This is a genomic window from Delftia acidovorans NBRC 14950, from assembly GCF_001598795.1.
Lineage (GTDB): Bacteria > Pseudomonadota > Gammaproteobacteria > Burkholderiales > Burkholderiaceae_C > Comamonas > Comamonas acidovorans.
Genome location: NZ_BCZP01000010.1, coordinates 199,488 through 215,435 on the forward strand (window position 1 = coordinate 199,488; position 15,948 = coordinate 215,435).

A 15,948-nucleotide genomic window follows, 5' to 3' on the forward strand; every position below is an offset into this window, starting at 1 on the left:
TCAGAACGCCACCACGCCCCCATCCTTGCGCGGGTCCGATCCGCCGATGTAGTGGTCGCCGTCGCGCAGCACCAGTTGTGCGCCGCCGAAGGCGAAGACGCCATGGCCTTCCTCGATCGTGACTTCGTGGCCGCGTGCGCGCAGGGCGGCGACGACCTCGGCGTCGAAGGCCGGCTCCACGGCCACGCCCTTGCCGCCCGTCACGCGCCAGCGCGGTGCGTCGGCGGCGGCCTGGGGGTTCTGGCCGTAGCGCAGCACGCGCAGGGCCATCTGCAGGTGGCCCTGGCTCTGCATGGGGCCGCCCATCACGCCGAAGGCCATCTGGGGCGTGCCGTCGGCGTTCATCGCAAAGGCCGGGATGATGGTGTGCGAGGGGCGCTTGCGCGGCGCGACCTCGTTGGCATGGCCGGCTTGCGTGGTGAAGCCGTGGCCGCGGTTTTGCAGGCTGATGCCGGTGCCCGGCACGACCACGCCCGAGCCGAAGCCCATGTAGTTGGACTGGATGAACGAGACCATCATGCCGCTGGCATCGGCCGACGCCAGGTAGACCGTGCCGCCGGGGCGCGGGGCGCCGTAGGTGGGCGCGCTGGCGCGCTCGCGGTCAATGAGCGCCGCGCGTTCGCGCAGGTAGCCGGCGTCCAGCAGATGGGCGGATTCGACGCGCATGTGGTCGCCGTCGGCGTTGTATTCGTGCAGGTCGGCCAGGGCCAGCTTCATGGCCTCGACCTGCAGGTGCACGGACTCCACGCCGTCCAGCGGCTCGGCGCCCACGCCCAGTGCGTCCAGCATGCCCAGCGCCATCAGCGCGGCAATGCCCTGGCCGTTGGGCGGGATCTCGTGGATCACCGAGTCGCCAAAGGTCTGCGACACCGTGCCGACCCAGTCGGCCTGGTGGGCGGCCAGGTCGGCCTCGGTCATGGCGCCGCCGCAGGCCTTGGCGTGCTCGGCCATCGAGCGCGCCAGTGCGCCACGGTAGAAGGATTCGCCCTTGGTGGCGGCGATCTCCTCCAGCGTGCGCGCATGGGCTTCGCTGCGGAAGACCTCGCCCGCCTTCGGGGCCTTGCCATCGGGCAGGAAGCATTCGGCAAAACCGGGCTGGTCGCCGAGCTTGGCTCCGCCCAGCGCCCACAGCGTGGCGATGGTGGGCGAGACCGCAAAGCCGTCGCGCGCATAGCGGATGGCGGGCTGGGCCAGTTGCTCGAACGGCAGCTTGCCGAAGCGGCGCGACAGCTCCACCCAGGCCGAGACGGCGCCGGGCACGGTGACGGCGTTCCAGCCCTTCTCGGGGATGCCGCCCAGCGCGGCGAAGTACTCGGGCGTCCAGGCTTCGGGCGAGCGGCCCGAGGCATTGAGGCCGTGCAATTCCTTGCCATCCCACAGGATGCAGAAGGCATCGCTGCCCAGGCCGCAGCCCGTGGGCTCGACCACGGTCAGCGCCATGGCCGTGGCAATGGCCGCATCCACGGCATTGCCGCCGGCCAGCAGCATGGCCAGGCCGGCCTGCGCGGCCAGCGGCTGCGAGGTGGAGACCATGTTGCGGCCCAGCACCGAAGAGCGGTGCGAGGCGTAGGGAAGTGTCCAGTCCTTGATGGTGCTTGTCATGTCTCGATGGGGAAAAGGTTAGTCAAGAGTGATTTTGTTTTCTTTGATGACCTGCGCCCAGCGGACGCTGTCGGCCTGCACCATGGCAGCGAACTGCGCGGGCGTGCGGGGCGATGCGGCCTCCACGCCCTGCTTGGCCAGGCTGGCCACCACCTCGGGATTCTGGATGGCCTTGTTGAAGGCCTGATTGATCCGCGCCACCAGCTCGGGCTTCATGCCGGCCGGACCATAGACGCCGAACCAGGTGACCGAAGAATAGCCAGGCAGGCCGGACTCGGCCACCGTGGGCAGGTCGGGCGCCAGCGCGCTGCGCTTGTCGCCGGTCACGGCCAGTGCGCGCAGGCGGCCGCTGGCCACATGGGGCATGCCGGTGGGAATGGAGTCGAACAGCAGGTGCACCTGGCCAGCGGCCAGGTCGGTGATGGACTGGGCCGTGCCCTTGTAGGGCACATGGGTCAGCTGCAGGCCCGCGCGTGCCGCGAAGGCCGCCGCGTTCAGGTGGACGATGGTGCCGTTGCCGCTGCTGGCGTAGTTGAGGGCGCCCGGATGGGCCTTGGCATAGGTGATCAGCTCCTGCACATTGCGCACGGGCAGCGAGGGCGTGACCAGCAGGATGCTGGCCGCGCCGCCGATCTCGGCAATGGGCGTGAAATCCTTGTCGGCCTTGTAGGCCAGACGGGTCATCAGATGCGGCGAGATGGCATGCGTGCTGCTGGTGGTGAACAGCAGCGTGTAGCCGTCCGGCGAGGCCTTGGCGGCCTCGCCCGTGCCGATGGTGCCGCCCGCGCCGGGGCGGTTGTCGATGACCAGCTGCTGGCCCAGGTCCTGGGACATGCGCTGCGCCACCACGCGCGCCACGAGGTCGGTGGCGCCGCTGGCCGGAAAGGGCACGACCAGGCGCACCGGGTGCGAGGGCCAGGACGCCTGGCCCTGTGCCACGGCGGGCAGGGCGATGGCGCCAGCCAGGGCACAGGCTGCAGCCACGATGGCGCGGCGTGGAAGTAAAACGCTGGGCAATGCCTTCATGGGCACACTCCTGGACAGGGGTTGGACGGCTGCAGCCGCTGCTCCCCAGCAACGCCGCAACAGGCCATCGTAGAACCCTCGCCCCTTTGCCGCCATCAGCAAATTTGCAAACCTGCGTTGCCTCTGCGGCAAATTGATGACAATCGGGGCGACATGCCCGACGCCCGCCACCTTCTTTTGCAGGACACCGCGCTGCGCTACTTCCACGAAGTGGCGCAATGCGGATCGCTGACCGAGGCCTCGGCGCGGCTGCATGTGGCGGCCTCGGCCATCAGCCGCCAGATCGCGGCGCTGGAGGGGCTGCTGGGCACGCCGCTGTTCGAACGCCACCCGCGCGGCATGGTGCTCAATGCGGCCGGGGAGATCCTGGCCGACCATGTGCGCCGCGCCGGCCTGGATGCCGAGCGCGCGCTGGGCGAGATCGAGGCCCTGCAGGGGCTGCGCAGCGGCCGCGTGCGCATCGCAAGCTCCGACGCCTTTGCCAACGAGTTCCTGCCGCGCCTGTGCGCAGCGTTCCAGCGCGCGCATGCCGGCATCGTCTTCGAGGTGATGGTGCTGCCCACGCCTGCCGTGCCAGAGGCCGTGCGCAGCGGCACGGCCGACATCGGCCTGTGCTTCAGCCGCGCGCCTGAAAAAGGCATTGCCGTGGCCTGCCGCGTGGCGGCGCCGCTGGTGGCCCTGGTCGCACCCGGCCATGCCTTGGCCCAGGCGCGCCGCCTGTCGCTGGCCCAGTTGGTACGCCACCCCCTGGCACTCACACCGGCCGATACTGCCGTGCGCCAGCTGCTGGACGCGGCCTGCAGCCGCCAGGGCCTGATGCTGATGCCGGTGATGGAGAGCAATCACGGCAAGACCCTGCTGAACTTTGCAGCCCAGGGCGCCGCCGTGGCCGTGGCCAGCGAGATCGCCGCGCGCCACATGGTGGCCACAGGCGCACTGGTGGCCGTGGCGCTCAGCGACCGGGGCATGGACCTGCGCGACATCGAGGTGCAGACCCTGGCCGGCCGCACGCTGCCGCATGCGGCGCAGTCCTTCCTGGAAATGCTGCAGCTGCGGTTGCCCGGTCCCTGGTAACCGGAGGGCATCGCGGGCAGCGCCCGCCAGACACCACGGAAACAGGGCAGGCCAGAAAAGAGACCACAGTCCGAACATGGGCGGAGGGGCAAAACTCGGAAAGCTCCGGTTTTTACTGCCCTGCAGACCCGTGATTCATCCATCGCCCTGATCGGTCCACCGAAGACGGGAGCGGATCGGGCATGAATCGGATAGGACTACTCTGATTCTGACTCAGCCGATTCGGATTCTCCTGCGCGACCGGACAGCCAGCCGCCGGCGCCGTTCCTATCATTCGCATCTCTGTCGCCGGGCTTCCTTTACGGAACCCCTTGACTCCCGCTCCTGAATGAATACACGGACAACCCGGCCATCGCCGGACCTGCAAACAAGAGGCAAGGCATGTACACGAACCAGACCGGAGGGCGCAAGCGGCAATTGCAGCGGGAGGCACAGCATGGATGAGCGAACCGAACTGACCTTCATGCTGCATGGCCTGTCGGACCGCGACGCCAAGCTGTTCCGCTCCTATGTGCTGATGGTGAATCACCGCACACGGCACCGCTGGACGTGGCGCGAATCCCAGGCGGACATGACGGTGGCGCATGGCGAACTGGCCGAAGCGCCTGCCGCCCCGCCCGCGTTGACGCTGCGCGTGGGCGGGCAGCCCAAGGGGGCCTTTCCTGCGGGCGGTCATCTGAGCATGCCCCTGCGCGCCGATGCGCTGGAGGAATGCCTCAACACCATGGGCGCACGCATCCTGTCGGTGCACGGCAAACCGGCCAGCGCCAAGGCACACGCCAGCGGCCTGCACACGCAGCATCAGCTGATGCTGCTGCAGCTGCGGCGCTGGCCGTCGCCGCAACTGCTGACGAGATCCCACCATATCCGCCTGGCCACCTTGCTGACAGGCCAGCCCACGACGATGCAGACCCTGTGCCAGCGCTCGGGCCTGCCGCCCGAGATCTGTGCCGGTTTTCTGAACGAGCTGGACGCCGCCGGCCTGCTGCGCTGGGCCTCGGCCCGCCCGCCCGCCGCACCGCCCCCCGGCAACCCTGCGCCGGACAGGGGCGTGCTCGAACGCATACGCCTTCGCCTGGCCCGGTTTGCAGGAGCGCGCCCATGAGCGAACTCAAGATCCTGATTTCCGGCCCTCCAGGCGCAGGCAAGACCACGGCCATCCGCTGCGTCAGCGAGATCGCCCCCGTGAGCACCGACGTGCGCAACACCGATGACACCCTGGACAAGGCGCTGACGACGGCCGGCATGGACTATGGCGAGCTGACCCTGGACAACGGCGAGAAGCTGTACCTCTACGGCACGCCCGGGCAGGAGCGCTTTGACTTCATGTGGCGCATCCTCTCGCGCGGCGCGCTGGGCGTGATCTTGCTGATCGACAACAGCCGCTCCGATCCGCTGGCCGACCTGGATATCTATGTCCAGGGCCTGTCCGATGCCTTGCGCAGCACGGCATGCGTGGTGGCGGTATGCCGCATGCAGGAGTACACAGCGCCTGATCTGGACAGCTTTGCCGTGCACCTGCAATCGCGCGGCCTGCTGTGCCCCGTGGTGCCGGCCGATGTGCGCAACCCCCAGCAGGTGGTGGCCCTGATCGAGCTGTTGCTGCTGCAGATTGAAGCCCTTGCCCAGGAGAAGTCCCATGAAGAATGACGCTGCCTTGAAGGCTGCAGCCCAGGCGGCGGTGCAGTCGCTGATGAGCAGGTTGCACGGCGTGCGTGGCTGCGTGGTCAGCACCGAGGACGGCTTCGAGGTGGCCGCCCGTGCGCAAGGCCAGGGCAGCACGGCGCGGCTGTCTGCAATGGCCAGCTCGATGGCGGCGCTGGGCATGATCGCCGGCGAGGAGAACCAGCTCGGGCATTGCGCCAACGTGGTGGTCGAGGCGGCCGAGGGCTTCATCGTCATGCTGCAGGCACAGCGCCCGGGCCTGACGCTGGTCATCAGCGTGGTGGCCTCGCGCGAGGCCGTTCTGGGCCAGGTTCTCTATGTCTCGCGCGAGGCCGTGCGGACGCTGGAACAAGCGTGATGGCAAAGGCAGGCAAGGGCTGCTCATATGCATCCGGCAAGAAGGCACCGCGAAGGTGCAGAACATTTTCGCAACACAAGGGAGTTAGGAAAACAATGGCCAATATCAAGCAAACCATGGATGAACTGATGCGCTGCGACGGCGCCATGTGCGCTGCACTGGTGGACTACAACAGCGGCATGATCCTGGGGCAGGACGGATCGGGCGTGGACCTGGAGCTGGCTGCCGCCGGCAACACCGAACTGGTGCGCGCCAAACTCAAAACCATGCGCTCGCTGGGCCTGGAAGACACCATCGAGGACATCCTCATCACGCTGAGCAAGCAGTACCACATCCTGCGCCCCTCCACCCACCACGAGGGACTGTTCCTCTACCTGGTGCTCGACAAGGCCAAGGCCAATCTCGCGCTGGCGCGGCGCAAGGTGCAGGACGTGGAAGGCGTGCTGGTGGTCTGAAGCAGGCGGCCTGCAGCGCGTAGCGCCGCCTTGATGGACCCTCTCACAACCGGGCCTTCTCAGAACCGCTCGGCGCACAGCGCCTGCCACTGCAGGATCTCGATCTCGCCGCGCTGCACCCGGATGAGGCCGCGCGCCTGCAGGCCCTGCAGCAGCACGTTGGTGGTCTGGCGCGAGATCGACAGCATGCGCGCCAGCTGCTCCTGCGTGATATCGAGGCGCGGCCGGGCCGGCACATCGTCCAGCCGCTCGCCGTAGCCGCGCGCCATGGCCACCAGGCGGCGCGCCAGGCGCTGGGGTGCGGGCAGCAGGGCCAGATCCTCCAGCGCCGCAAAGGCCGCGCGCATGCGCCCCGACATCAGCACGCCCAGGTCATGCCAGTGCGCGGGGTGCTGCTGCAGCCAGTCCAGCAGCGGCTGGCGCGGCACCTGCAACACCACGCTGGGCTCCATGGCGTGGGCATCGTGGGTGCGCGGCGAACCGTCGAACAGCGCGATCTCGCCAAACCAGGTGGCCGGGCCCATGCGCGTGAGCAGGGCCTCGCGCGCATGCTCGCTCTGGCCACCCACACCGGAGAAACCGATGCTGCCACGGACCACGGCGAACAGCCCACCCTCCAGCGCATCGCCGCGCAGGAACAGGGCCTCGCCCGTCTCCAGGCTGCGCGGCTGGGCCAGCGCCAGCAGCAAATCGGCAAACTGCGGCGCCAGTGCGCTGAACCAGCGGCCGGCGCGCAGCGTGGGCAGGTAGGAAAAGGCGAGGGAAGCTTGCATGGAAAGGGATGTCGGGTGGCTGACAGACACAGCCGGCGGGCCTGCGTATTTTCGCCGCTGACATCGAACATGCCAGGAGACCTTCCCATGCAAGCCTCACACCCCCTGCCCCGCGCGCTGGCGCGCCCTTCCCGCCTGCTGGCCAGCCTGGCCACAGCCGCTTTGCTGAGCGCCTGCGCCCAAAGCACCCTGCCCGTCTCCGACATGGCCAGGCCCCAGCCGGCCAGCGCCGCCACGCGCGCGGCCCAGCAGGCGGCCTTGGCACAGCAGCCGCTGGACGATGCGCAGGCCATGGAGGACGCCCGGCGCGGCCTGATCGCACCGGCCGACACCCTGGTCGTGCGCAATGCCCAGGGCCGTCCCATCTGGAGCATGCAGTCCTATGCCTTCCTGGAGCAGGACCAGGCGCCCGACACCGTGCACCCCGCGCTGTGGCGCCAGGCCCAGCGCAACCGCGTCAGCGGCCTGTTCCAGGTGACCGACAGGCTCTACCAGGTACGCGGCCTGGACCTGTCGAACATGAGCATCATCGAGGGCGAGACCGGCCTGATCGTGGTCGATCCGCTGATGTACACCGAGACCGCCCAGGCCGCCATGGACCTGTACTTCCAGCACCGCCCGCGCAAGCCCGTGGTGGCCGTCATCTACTCGCACAGCCATGTGGACCATTTCGGCGGCGTGCGCGGCGTGGTGCGCCAGGAAGAGGTGGATGCAGGCCGCGTGCAGGTCATCGCGCCGGCTGGCTTCATGGCCGAGGCCGTGGGCGAGAACGTGATCGCCGGCCACGCCATGGGCCGGCGCGCGCTCTACCAGTTCGGCATGCTGCTGCCGCGCAATGCCAGGGGACAGGTGGACGCAGGGCTGGGCAAGGCGGGTGCGCCCGGCACCATGGGGCTGATCGCGCCCACGCGCGTGATCGACAAGCCGCGCGAGACCCTGCGCATCGACGGCGTGGACATCGAGTTCGCGCTCACGCCCGGGGCCGAGGCGCCGGCCGAGATGATCATGTACTACCCCCAGCTCAAGGTGCTGAACATGGCCGAGATCGCCGTGCACACACAGCACAACCTGCTGCCGCTGCGCGGCGCCCAGGTGCGCGATGCGCTGGGCTGGTCGCGCCACCTGAACGACGCCCTGCACACCTATGGCGGCAAGGCCGAGATCCTGATTGCCCAGCACCACTGGCCGGTCTGGGGCCAGCCCCGGCTGCAGCACCTGCTGGCCGGCCAGCGCGACACCTACAAATACCTGCACGACCAGACCGTGCGCCTCATGAACCACGGCTACGTGGGCTCGGAGATCGCCGAGATGCTGAAGATGCCCGAATCCCTGGCCCGCGACGGCGCAACGCATGCCTTCTACGGCCACCTGCGCCACAACATCCGCGCCATCTACCAGCACTACCTGGGTTACTACGAAGGCAATCCGGCGCAATTGGAGGCGCTGCCGCCCGTGCCCGCCGCACGCAAGACCGTGGAATACATGGGGGGCGCCGACGCCGTGCTGCGCCGTGCGCAGGCCGACTACGAACGCGGCGAATACCGCTGGGTGGCGCAGATCGCCTCGCAGCTGGTCTTTGCCGACCCGGCCAACCAGGCCGCGCGCCGCCTGGCCGCCAATGCCTATGAACAGCTGGGCTACCAGATGGAGTCGGCCACGGCCCGCAACGCCTTCCTGCAGGGCGCGGCGGAACTGCGCCAGGGCGTGCCCCAGCTGCCCAGGCCCGGCAGCACCGCACGCGACCTGGTGCGCAGCCTGCCGCTGGAGATGTTCTTCGACTACCTGGGCGTGCGGCTGGACGCCGGCAAGGCCGCAGGCCAGCGCATCGTGCTCAACTGGACCTTCACCGACACCGGCGAGCAGCGCAGCCTGAACCTGGAGAACAGCGCCCTCACCCAGAGCCCGGGCCTTGCGCCCGCCGCCCATGCCAGCCTGCGCCTGACGCGCGCCACGCTGGACGCCATTGCAGGCCAGGAGACCACGATGGCCGAGGCCATCAAGAGCGGCCAGCTGCGCATCGAGGGCGACGCCTCCAAGGTAGCGGCGCTCATGTCCATGCTGGACCGCTTCGACAGCGTGTTCCCCATGGTGGAGCCACGCCCCGAACGAGCCGCTCAGTAACCGTGCTGGGCGCGGAAGTCGCGCGCCTTGCCGAAGTGCCCGTTGCCGATGAAGGGCACGGGCGGGCGCAGCGCCGACAGAGGCGAGGGATGGTTGCTGGTCAGCACCAGATGGCCCCGGTCGGCCGGAATGAAGGCGCGCTTGGACTGCGCATGGCTGCCCCAGAGCATGAAGACCACGGGGCGCGCGCCCTGGGCGATGTGTCGGATCACCGCATCGGTCAGCAGCTCCCAGCCCTTGCCCGAGTGGCTGGCCGCCTGGCCTTCCTCCACCGTGAGACAGGTGTTGAGCAGCAGCACGCCGTTCTTCGCCCACTTGACCAGGCTGCCGCCCGGGTTGGGAAACGGCGGGAAGGGCACGCCCAGGTCACGCTGCATCTCCTTGAAGATGTTCTGCAGCGAGGGCGGCATGCGCACGCCCGGCGCCACCGAGAACGACAGGCCTTCGGCCTGCCCCCGGCCGTGGTAAGGGTCCTGCCCCAGGATGACCACGCGCACTTCCTCGGGCGGGGTCAGCTCCAGCGCGCGCAGCGGCTGGGGCGGGAAGATCACCGCGCCAGCTTCCAGGCGCTGGTGCAGAAAGGTCAGCAGCTGCTGGCCCGTGGCACCCGCGAAGAAGTCCTCGACCAAGGGCTGCCAGTCGGGCGCAACGGGCCAGTCGGAGGGATCGGCGGATTGGAGTTGGTCGGCTTGCGCCGGGGCGATTGCGTCGTCTTGAAGGGCCATGGCGGATGGGGCACCAGCGCACGCATGGCGCGCGATGGTGGTTCCTCGAAGGTACGAAAGAAACGGGAATGCACCGGCGCGCGGCCGGTGCATTGATGTCCTGAGGATACCCGCAGTCGCACAGCCGCCCGGCGTGTGCGACATGCACGTCAGCGCATCAGCGCGTCCGGCGGCGCCGGCGCATTGCCGCCATGGCCAGCAGCACCGAGGCCGATGTGGCCGCCAGACCCGCAAGGTTCCACACGGGAATGGCTGCAGCAGACGTCGCCGCCATCACCATGATGCCGCCCGGATCGACCACCACGCCATTGGCCTGCAGGTCATCGTCGCCCAGGCCACCGTCCTGGACTTCCAGGGTGTAGGTATTGGCCGAGATCACCTTGAAGCCGTCGTTGAAGGCATACCAGTGCGGTGCCGGGTTGGCCGCCGTGGGACCGTATTTCCAGTACTGGGCACCCGCGGGCAGGGCCTGCGGCATGGTGACGCTGAGCTTCAGCGTCGCGCCTGAGTTGCAGCCCGACGAGCGCAGGTTCAGCACGCCCAGCGGATAGGCCGCTGCACCCTGGGGCGGCGCCGTGGGCAGGCTTTGCGCACGCACCAGCGATGCCGATTGCAGGCTGCAGCCGCTGGCCGGATTGCTGACGGTCAGCGTCGCGCTGCCGCCTTGCAGGGTCGAGATGGTGGTGGCGCCAGCGACAGGGGCGTTGACCGTCAGGGGCTGCGAGGCTGGCCCCGCGCCGCTGCTGGACTGTGCCGCCACGCTGCAGTTGTAGGCCACGCCGGGCGTCAGGCCGTTGACCGCCACCGTCGGAGTGCTGGACGTGCCCGTCAGCACCGCGCCGCCGCCTTGCGGGACGCATTGCGCCACATAGCCCGTGACCGTCTGGCCGGGGATGGAGGCGACCGGATCGAAGGTCAGCTGCATGGCCGTGCCCTGCGCGAAAAAGCCCGTATCGGCAGGTGGCTGAAGTGCGCCCGGAACGCTGCCGGACCAGACACTCATCGCATCCACGCCGAAGAACAGGCTTTGCCGGTTGTCCACCTCGGCAATGCGCAGCCGCACGGTCTGGCCCGCGTAGGCCGACAGGTCGAACTGCAGCGACTGGTAGCCGCTGCCGCTGGCCGAAGGGCCGGGCACCGTGGCCGGCGGCCACTGGAAGACATTGGCCAGCACACCGGCGCCCAGGCTGTCGGGCGCGGCTGCAGGGTTCATGACGTCGATGCGCACCTGCTGGTTGGGCGCAGCCACCGTGTAGTCAAGCGTGGCCGGCGCCGCAGCGACCTTGGCCGCATTCTGGACATGGACGCGGGCGCTCAGCGTGGCCGGGCTGCCCGCCGGAATGGCGACGTCCTGGTAGAGCACATGGCTGCCGGGGCCGGGCTGGTCGCTCATGAGGGCAAACGCCCCGTCGGGAGGTGCAGGCACGGCCACGGGCGTGATGGCGCCCCTGGTGCCTTGCTGGGCGGCGAAGCCGCCCTTGGAGCCGGCCTGGGACACGGATTGCCAGCCCGTGAAAACCAGGGAACCCGGACCGGAGTTCTGCTCGAAACTGCCGTTGGCCAGCAGTTCGGCGGCTTGCGCCGGGCCCAGGGCCGCAAACACCGCAAGCCCCAGACAGGACTTGCGGGCAACGCCTTTTACGCTGTGCATGATGCTGCCTTGCGCCGATCAGCGTTCGTAGACGGTGTCGGTGGGCGCGCTGTCCTGGGTGTTGCCCATGACCCGGTTGTTGTTGAACGAGGTGATCTTCCCGCCAGCCACAGCGTTGAACGCCTTGTCATTGCCGAACACCGTGGTGTTGGACAGGTAGACCTGGGCGGCCGTGCTCTGGACACTGATGGCGGCGCGTTCCGGCTCGCCCTGTGCTGGCACTACATTGCCCAGCAATTGCGAGCGTTGCACCAGAACAGACACAGAAGTAGCGCCCGTATCGACCTTCACCGCCGCCTGCGTGAAGCCCTGGATCCTGACGTTGTCCAGCACCACTTTGCCTGCCTGGACGATTCTGACGCCGAACGTTCCTGTGCCGTTGCCGACGATGTCCAGATCCCGCAGCACCACGGTGTCAGAAACACCCGCGTTGATGGTGATGCCCGCGGTACCGGAGACCAGCACGCCGGCAAGCACGCCTGTGCCGTCCACCTGCATGGACTTGGTGATAGTGAGTCCACCGACGCCCGCAGGATCCAGCACGTTGATCTCGCCATTGGCGGCCGTCTTGGAGATGGCCCCCGCAAACGTCTTGCAGGGAGCCGTGCGGCTGCAGGGGTTGACGTCATCGCCCACGCCCGAGACCCAGGTGCGCGTGGCCTGTGCCCAGGCGCCGGAGGATGCCAGCGTGGCCGATGCGCAAACGATGAGGGCAGCCCAGCCGCGGCTGGACAGGAAAGGGGCACGGGGAATGAACGACATCGGAATCTCCGTAGGCGATGGGCTGCGGCCATGTTGCCGGATCGGCATTTCATGCGCATTGTCAATAATTATCATGCGAACGAAAAACTTTCAGAAACACTATTTGCACAAAAAAAAGCCCGCACGCATGGCTGCGGCGGGCTGCTTCGGTGGCGCTCCACCGAGGGACCGATCCGGTCTCGGCTTCAGGCAAACAGCTTGGCCAGCGCCTCTCCCGGCTCCTTGGCGCGCATGAAGGCCTCGCCCACCAGGAAGCTGTGGATGCCGGCATCGCGCATGGCCTTGACGTCCTCGCGGCTGCCGATGCCCGACTCGGTGACCAGCAGGCGGTCGGCGGGCACGTTCTTTTGCAGGTCCAGCGTGGTCTGGATGCTGACCTCGAAGCTGCGCAGGTTGCGGTTGTTGATGCCCACCAGCGGCGTCTTGAGCCGGAGGGCGCGGTCCAGTTCGGCGCCGTCGTGGACCTCGACCAGCACGGCCATGTCCAGGCTGTGGGCGATCTGTTCCATCTCGGCCATCTGCGCGTCGTCCAGGCAGGCGGCGATCAGCAGCACGCAGTCGGCGCCCATGGCCCGCGATTCGTAGATCTGGTAGGGATCGACCATGAAATCCTTGCGCAGCACGGGCAGGTGGCAGCTGGCGCGCGCCTGCTTGAGATAGTCCACGCTGCCCTGGAAGAACTGCTTGTCGGTCAGCACCGAGAGGCAGGCGGCGCTGACACCCTTGCCGTCGCCATCGGCATAGCTTTGCGCGATGTCGGCGGGGATGAAGTCCTCGCGGATCACGCCCTTGCTGGGGCTGGCCTTCTTGATCTCGGCGATCACGCCGGCCTGGCCGGCGGCGATCTTGGCGCGCAGCGCGCCCACGAAGTCGCGCGTGAGCACGCGGCTTTCGGCGTCGCGGCGCATGTCCGCGAAGGGCATGCGCTTCTGGGCGGCGGCCACTTCCTGCACTTTCACGTCGCAGATTTGCTTGAGGATGTCGGACACGTTGCTTTCCTTGGTTTCTTGTATTCGGTGGTCGATGGGGGCTGCGCGGCTCAGGCCGTCAGCCGGGCCGTGTAGGCCACGAGTTCGTTGAGCTTGGCCAGGGCAGCGCCGCTGTCCAGCGCCGCCTGGGCGCGGGCCATGCCGTCCTCAATGCTGGAGGCCACGTTGGCCGCATACAGGGCGGCACCCGCGTTCAGGCAGACGATGTCGCGCGCGGCACTCTTTTCGCCATGGAGCACGCCCAGCAGCATGGCCTTGGATTCCTCGGGATTGTCCACCTTGAAGGCGCGCGTGCCCACCATGCGCAGGCCGAAGTCCTCGGGATGGATCTCGTACTCGCGCACCACGCCGTCCTTGAGCTCGCCCACCAGGGTGCCCGCGCCCAGGCTGATCTCGTCCAGGCCGTCGCGGCCATAGACCACGATGGCGTGCTCGGCGCCCAGGCGCTGCAGCGCGCGCACCTGGATGCCGACCAGGTCCTCGTGGAACACGCCCATGAGGATGTTGGGCGCGCTGGCCGGATTGGTCAGCGGGCCCAGGATGTTGAAGATGGTGCGCACGCCCAGCTCCTTGCGCACGGGCGCCACGTTCTTCATGGCCGGGTGGTGGTTGGGCGCGAACATGAAGCCGATGCCCACGTCGGCGATGCTGCGCGCGATCTGCTCGGGGCTGAGCTGGATGTTGACGCCCAGCGCCTCCATGGCGTCGGCGCTGCCGCTCTTGCTGCTGACGCTGCGCCCGCCGTGCTTGCTGACCTTGCCGCCCGCCGCCGCGATCACGAAGATGGAGCAGGTGGAGATGTTGAAGGTGTTGGCGCCGTCGCCGCCCGTGCCCACGATGTCCACCAGGTGGCGCTTGTCCTCCACATGGACCTTGTTGGAGAACTCGCGCATGACCTCGGCCGCGGCCGTGATCTCGCCGATGGTCTCCTTCTTCACGCGCAGGCCGGTGACGATGGCGGCCGTCATCACGGGCGACAGCTCGCCGCGCATGATCAGGCGCATCAGGTGCAGCATCTCGTCGTGGAAGATTTCGCGGTGCTCGATGGTGCGCTGCAGCGCTTCCTGGGGGGTGATCTGGGTCATTGCGGTGTCTCGGTTGGGTGCCGGCCTGCTCAGGCCTTCTGTTCCAGGAAATTCTTCAGCATGGCGTGGCCATGCTCGGTGAGGATGCTCTCGGGGTGGAATTGCACGCCCTCGATGGCCAGGCTGGTGTGGCGCACGCCCTGGATCTCGCCGTCCTCGCTGGTGGCCGTGATCTCCAGGCATTCGGGCAGGCTGGAGCGCGCAATGGCCAGCGAGTGGTAGCGGTTGACCGTGAACTGCTCGGGCAGGTCGGCGAACACGCCCTTGCGGTCGGTGGTGATGACGCTGGTCTTGCCATGCATCTGCTGGCCCGCGCGCACGATGTCGCCGCCGAAGGCCGCGCCAATGCTCTGGTGGCCCAGGCACACGCCCAGGATGGGCAGGCGGCCTGCAAAGTGCTGGATGGCCGCCACGGAAATGCCCGCCTCGGCCGGCGAGCAGGGGCCGGGCGAGATCACCAGGCGGTCGATCTTCTCGCGCTCGACCAGGGCGATCACCTCGTCCAGCGTGGCCTCGTCATTGCGCACCACGGTGACATCGGCACCCAGCTCGCCGAAGTACTGGACGATGTTGTAGGTGAAGCTGTCGTAGTTGTCGATCATCAGCAGTCTGGTCATACCGGCTCCTGGGTCTCAAAGGGAAAAACGGGTGGCGCGGGCATGCCGCAGCGAAGGCTGGCGCGGGAATGCGCGCAATGCTGCCTGGGTCTGGAAGGGGGAATCTGAGGGCATCTGGGCAATCTCCTGGGTTCTGGGAGCCGCCGTGCCGGGGAGCCATCTGCTGGGTGAGCCTTGCTGCCGTCACGGCGGCAAGGCGCGGTACGCAACCGCAACGACGTGCCGCTTCCTTATTGGAAGCGCCACCACTGTGCAACGATGATCGAAACGGGCGTACCGTTCATGGCTGTCTTGGATCGAGAGTTCAAGTGTCTGGAAGACGGGAATGCAGCAGGCTGCATGGCGGAGCATGCTAACACAGGGTCCGCGCAGCGTGGCGGGACGACCCTGCGGGCGCCTCACTTCAGGAAATCCGGCTGGTCGAACTTCTGCTTCAAAAAGCGCCCGTTGGCCAGCAGCGCCTGCGCATCGCTGGCCGCCACATGGGCCACCACCTGCTGCATCTGCCCGGCCAGCAGCGCCAGCTGCTCGGTCAACAGTTGCCTGGGCGTCTTGCCGTCCTGCACGGGCTGGGTGACACGGAACAGCGGCGGCAGCGCCGCATAGTGCGACAGCGTGGCGGGCAGGTACTCCAGCACCGTCTCGCGCACGGTGAACAGGCCGTCGTTGAAGACCGGGCCGGCCTCGGCCAGCGAGGGCAGCACCTCGTGCACCGAGCCGCGCACGCTGTCCAGGTGCTTTTGCATCTCGGGCGTGAGCATCGGGCGGGCCTTTTGCACCAGTTCGTCGATGCGTTCGCGGATGTCCTCGGCGCTCCAGTGCTGCTGCAGCGCCCGCTCGAAGCTGGCGCCCGCGGGCTGCAGGGCCCAGCCCAGCAGCAGGCCCGCGACGTACAGGCCCAGGGTGATCCAGCCCCAGCCGGCACCGATCACGCCGGCAAACAGCAGCACCGGCCCCAGCAGGGCCAGCGCCAGGCCGGCGAGGTTGCCGTTGCCGTAGAAGAAAAGCTGCAGGCGGCGCATCAGGCGGGTCCGATCGGTGGCGG

Annotated in this window: 16 protein-coding genes; 6 read left to right on the forward strand and 10 right to left on the reverse strand. The window is 68.2% G+C overall.

Annotated elements, in window-relative coordinates; genetic code table 11:
- Both DA1_RS15410 and DA1_RS15415 read right to left on the reverse strand, forming a co-directional pair.
- Positions 1–1,602, reverse strand: coding sequence for a gamma-glutamyltransferase family protein (locus DA1_RS15410; protein ID WP_034389671.1), 1,602 nt, complete (start codon positions 1,600–1,602; stop codon positions 1–3).
- A gap of 18 nt (positions 1,603–1,620) precedes the next feature.
- Positions 1,621–2,628 (reverse strand): Bug family tripartite tricarboxylate transporter substrate binding protein, encoded by a 1,008-nt coding sequence (locus tag DA1_RS15415; protein WP_034389669.1) that lies wholly within the window; start codon positions 2,626–2,628, stop codon positions 1,621–1,623.
- A 153-nt stretch (positions 2,629–2,781) separates the two neighbouring features.
- Between DA1_RS15415 and DA1_RS15420 the strand changes: the two genes are divergently transcribed.
- From DA1_RS15420 to DA1_RS15440, 5 genes are all read left to right on the forward strand, one after another.
- Positions 2,782–3,702, forward strand: coding sequence for a LysR family transcriptional regulator (locus DA1_RS15420; RefSeq protein ID WP_034389667.1), 921 nt, complete (start codon positions 2,782–2,784; stop codon positions 3,700–3,702).
- Between the two features lie 436 nt (positions 3,703–4,138).
- Complete coding sequence (locus tag DA1_RS15425; protein ID WP_034389665.1) at positions 4,139–4,807, forward strand: hypothetical protein; 669 nt, start codon at positions 4,139–4,141, stop codon at positions 4,805–4,807.
- On the forward strand, positions 4,804–5,352 hold the full coding sequence (locus DA1_RS15430) for a GTP-binding protein (protein WP_034389663.1): 549 nt from the start codon (positions 4,804–4,806) through the stop codon (positions 5,350–5,352). Before DA1_RS15425 ends, DA1_RS15430 begins: the two co-directional genes overlap by 4 nt.
- Positions 5,342–5,725 carry a roadblock/LC7 domain-containing protein gene (locus DA1_RS15435; protein WP_016449547.1) on the forward strand — a complete coding sequence of 128 codons (384 nt, stop codon included), beginning with the start codon at positions 5,342–5,344 and terminating at the stop codon, positions 5,723–5,725. Before DA1_RS15430 ends, DA1_RS15435 begins: the two co-directional genes overlap by 11 nt.
- 95 nt (positions 5,726–5,820) lie before the next feature.
- Positions 5,821–6,180: a hypothetical protein gene (locus DA1_RS15440; RefSeq protein WP_034389661.1), complete on the forward strand. Its 360-nt coding sequence runs from the start codon at positions 5,821–5,823 to the stop codon at positions 6,178–6,180.
- A gap of 59 nt (positions 6,181–6,239) precedes the next feature.
- On the opposite strand, the gene DA1_RS15445 is transcribed toward DA1_RS15440, so the two are convergent.
- Positions 6,240–6,953 (reverse strand): Crp/Fnr family transcriptional regulator, encoded by a 714-nt coding sequence (locus tag DA1_RS15445; protein ID WP_034389659.1) that lies wholly within the window; start codon positions 6,951–6,953, stop codon positions 6,240–6,242.
- A gap of 87 nt (positions 6,954–7,040) precedes the next feature.
- Between DA1_RS15445 and DA1_RS15450 the strand changes: the two genes are divergently transcribed.
- A complete protein-coding gene (locus DA1_RS15450) occupies positions 7,041–9,074 on the forward strand; it encodes an alkyl/aryl-sulfatase (protein ID WP_034389657.1) in 2,034 nt (677 codons plus the stop codon).
- Here the strand turns inward: DA1_RS15450 and DA1_RS15455 are convergent.
- The 7 genes from DA1_RS15455 to DA1_RS15485 form a co-directional block, all read right to left on the reverse strand.
- Positions 9,068–9,799, reverse strand: coding sequence for a uracil-DNA glycosylase (locus tag DA1_RS15455; RefSeq protein ID WP_034389655.1), 732 nt, complete (start codon positions 9,797–9,799; stop codon positions 9,068–9,070). The two genes, DA1_RS15450 and DA1_RS15455, sit on opposite strands and share 7 nt — an antisense overlap.
- Positions 9,800–9,956: 157 nt before the next feature.
- Positions 9,957–11,450, reverse strand: a complete 1,494-nt coding sequence (locus DA1_RS15460; RefSeq protein WP_080736781.1) for a fibronectin type III domain-containing protein — start codon at positions 11,448–11,450, stop codon at positions 9,957–9,959.
- A gap of 18 nt (positions 11,451–11,468) precedes the next feature.
- Positions 11,469–12,212, reverse strand: a complete 744-nt coding sequence (locus tag DA1_RS15465) for a right-handed parallel beta-helix repeat-containing protein (RefSeq protein ID WP_051940489.1) — start codon at positions 12,210–12,212, stop codon at positions 11,469–11,471.
- 185 nt (positions 12,213–12,397) lie between these two features.
- Complete coding sequence (gene trpC, locus DA1_RS15470; RefSeq protein ID WP_012202702.1) at positions 12,398–13,201, reverse strand: indole-3-glycerol phosphate synthase TrpC; 804 nt, start codon at positions 13,199–13,201, stop codon at positions 12,398–12,400.
- 50 nt (positions 13,202–13,251) lie between these two features.
- Positions 13,252–14,286 carry an anthranilate phosphoribosyltransferase gene (gene trpD / locus DA1_RS15475; protein WP_013804671.1) on the reverse strand — a complete coding sequence of 345 codons (1,035 nt, stop codon included), beginning with the start codon at positions 14,284–14,286 and terminating at the stop codon, positions 13,252–13,254.
- A 29-nt stretch (positions 14,287–14,315) separates the two neighbouring features.
- On the reverse strand, positions 14,316–14,903 hold the full coding sequence (locus tag DA1_RS15480) for an anthranilate synthase component II (RefSeq protein ID WP_012202700.1): 588 nt from the start codon (positions 14,901–14,903) through the stop codon (positions 14,316–14,318).
- Between the two features lie 398 nt (positions 14,904–15,301).
- Positions 15,302–15,925 (reverse strand): hypothetical protein, encoded by a 624-nt coding sequence (locus DA1_RS15485; RefSeq protein ID WP_034389651.1) that lies wholly within the window; start codon positions 15,923–15,925, stop codon positions 15,302–15,304.
- Positions 15,926–15,948 lie beyond the last annotated feature (23 nt).

Coding starts and splice junctions, on each gene's coding strand:
- DA1_RS15410 (WP_034389671.1), bottom strand. CDS start 1,602: ATGACAAGCACCATCAAGGACTGGACACTTCCCTACGCCTCGCACCGC.
- DA1_RS15415 (WP_034389669.1), bottom strand. CDS start 2,628: ATGAAGGCATTGCCCAGCGTTTTACTTCCACGCCGCGCCATCGTGGCT.
- DA1_RS15420 (WP_034389667.1), top strand. CDS start 2,782: ATGCCCGACGCCCGCCACCTTCTTTTGCAGGACACCGCGCTGCGCTAC.
- DA1_RS15425 (WP_034389665.1), top strand. CDS start 4,139: ATGGATGAGCGAACCGAACTGACCTTCATGCTGCATGGCCTGTCGGAC.
- DA1_RS15430 (WP_034389663.1), top strand. CDS start 4,804: ATGAGCGAACTCAAGATCCTGATTTCCGGCCCTCCAGGCGCAGGCAAG.
- DA1_RS15435 (WP_016449547.1), top strand. CDS start 5,342: ATGAAGAATGACGCTGCCTTGAAGGCTGCAGCCCAGGCGGCGGTGCAG.
- DA1_RS15440 (WP_034389661.1), top strand. CDS start 5,821: ATGGCCAATATCAAGCAAACCATGGATGAACTGATGCGCTGCGACGGC.
- DA1_RS15445 (WP_034389659.1), bottom strand. CDS start 6,953: ATGCAAGCTTCCCTCGCCTTTTCCTACCTGCCCACGCTGCGCGCCGGC.
- DA1_RS15450 (WP_034389657.1), top strand. CDS start 7,041: ATGCAAGCCTCACACCCCCTGCCCCGCGCGCTGGCGCGCCCTTCCCGC.
- DA1_RS15455 (WP_034389655.1), bottom strand. CDS start 9,799: ATGGCCCTTCAAGACGACGCAATCGCCCCGGCGCAAGCCGACCAACTC.
- DA1_RS15460 (WP_080736781.1), bottom strand. CDS start 11,450: ATGCACAGCGTAAAAGGCGTTGCCCGCAAGTCCTGTCTGGGGCTTGCG.
- DA1_RS15465 (WP_051940489.1), bottom strand. CDS start 12,212: ATGTCGTTCATTCCCCGTGCCCCTTTCCTGTCCAGCCGCGGCTGGGCT.
- trpD (WP_013804671.1), bottom strand. CDS start 14,286: ATGACCCAGATCACCCCCCAGGAAGCGCTGCAGCGCACCATCGAGCAC.
- DA1_RS15480 (WP_012202700.1), bottom strand. CDS start 14,903: ATGACCAGACTGCTGATGATCGACAACTACGACAGCTTCACCTACAAC.
- DA1_RS15485 (WP_034389651.1), bottom strand. CDS start 15,925: ATGCGCCGCCTGCAGCTTTTCTTCTACGGCAACGGCAACCTCGCCGGC.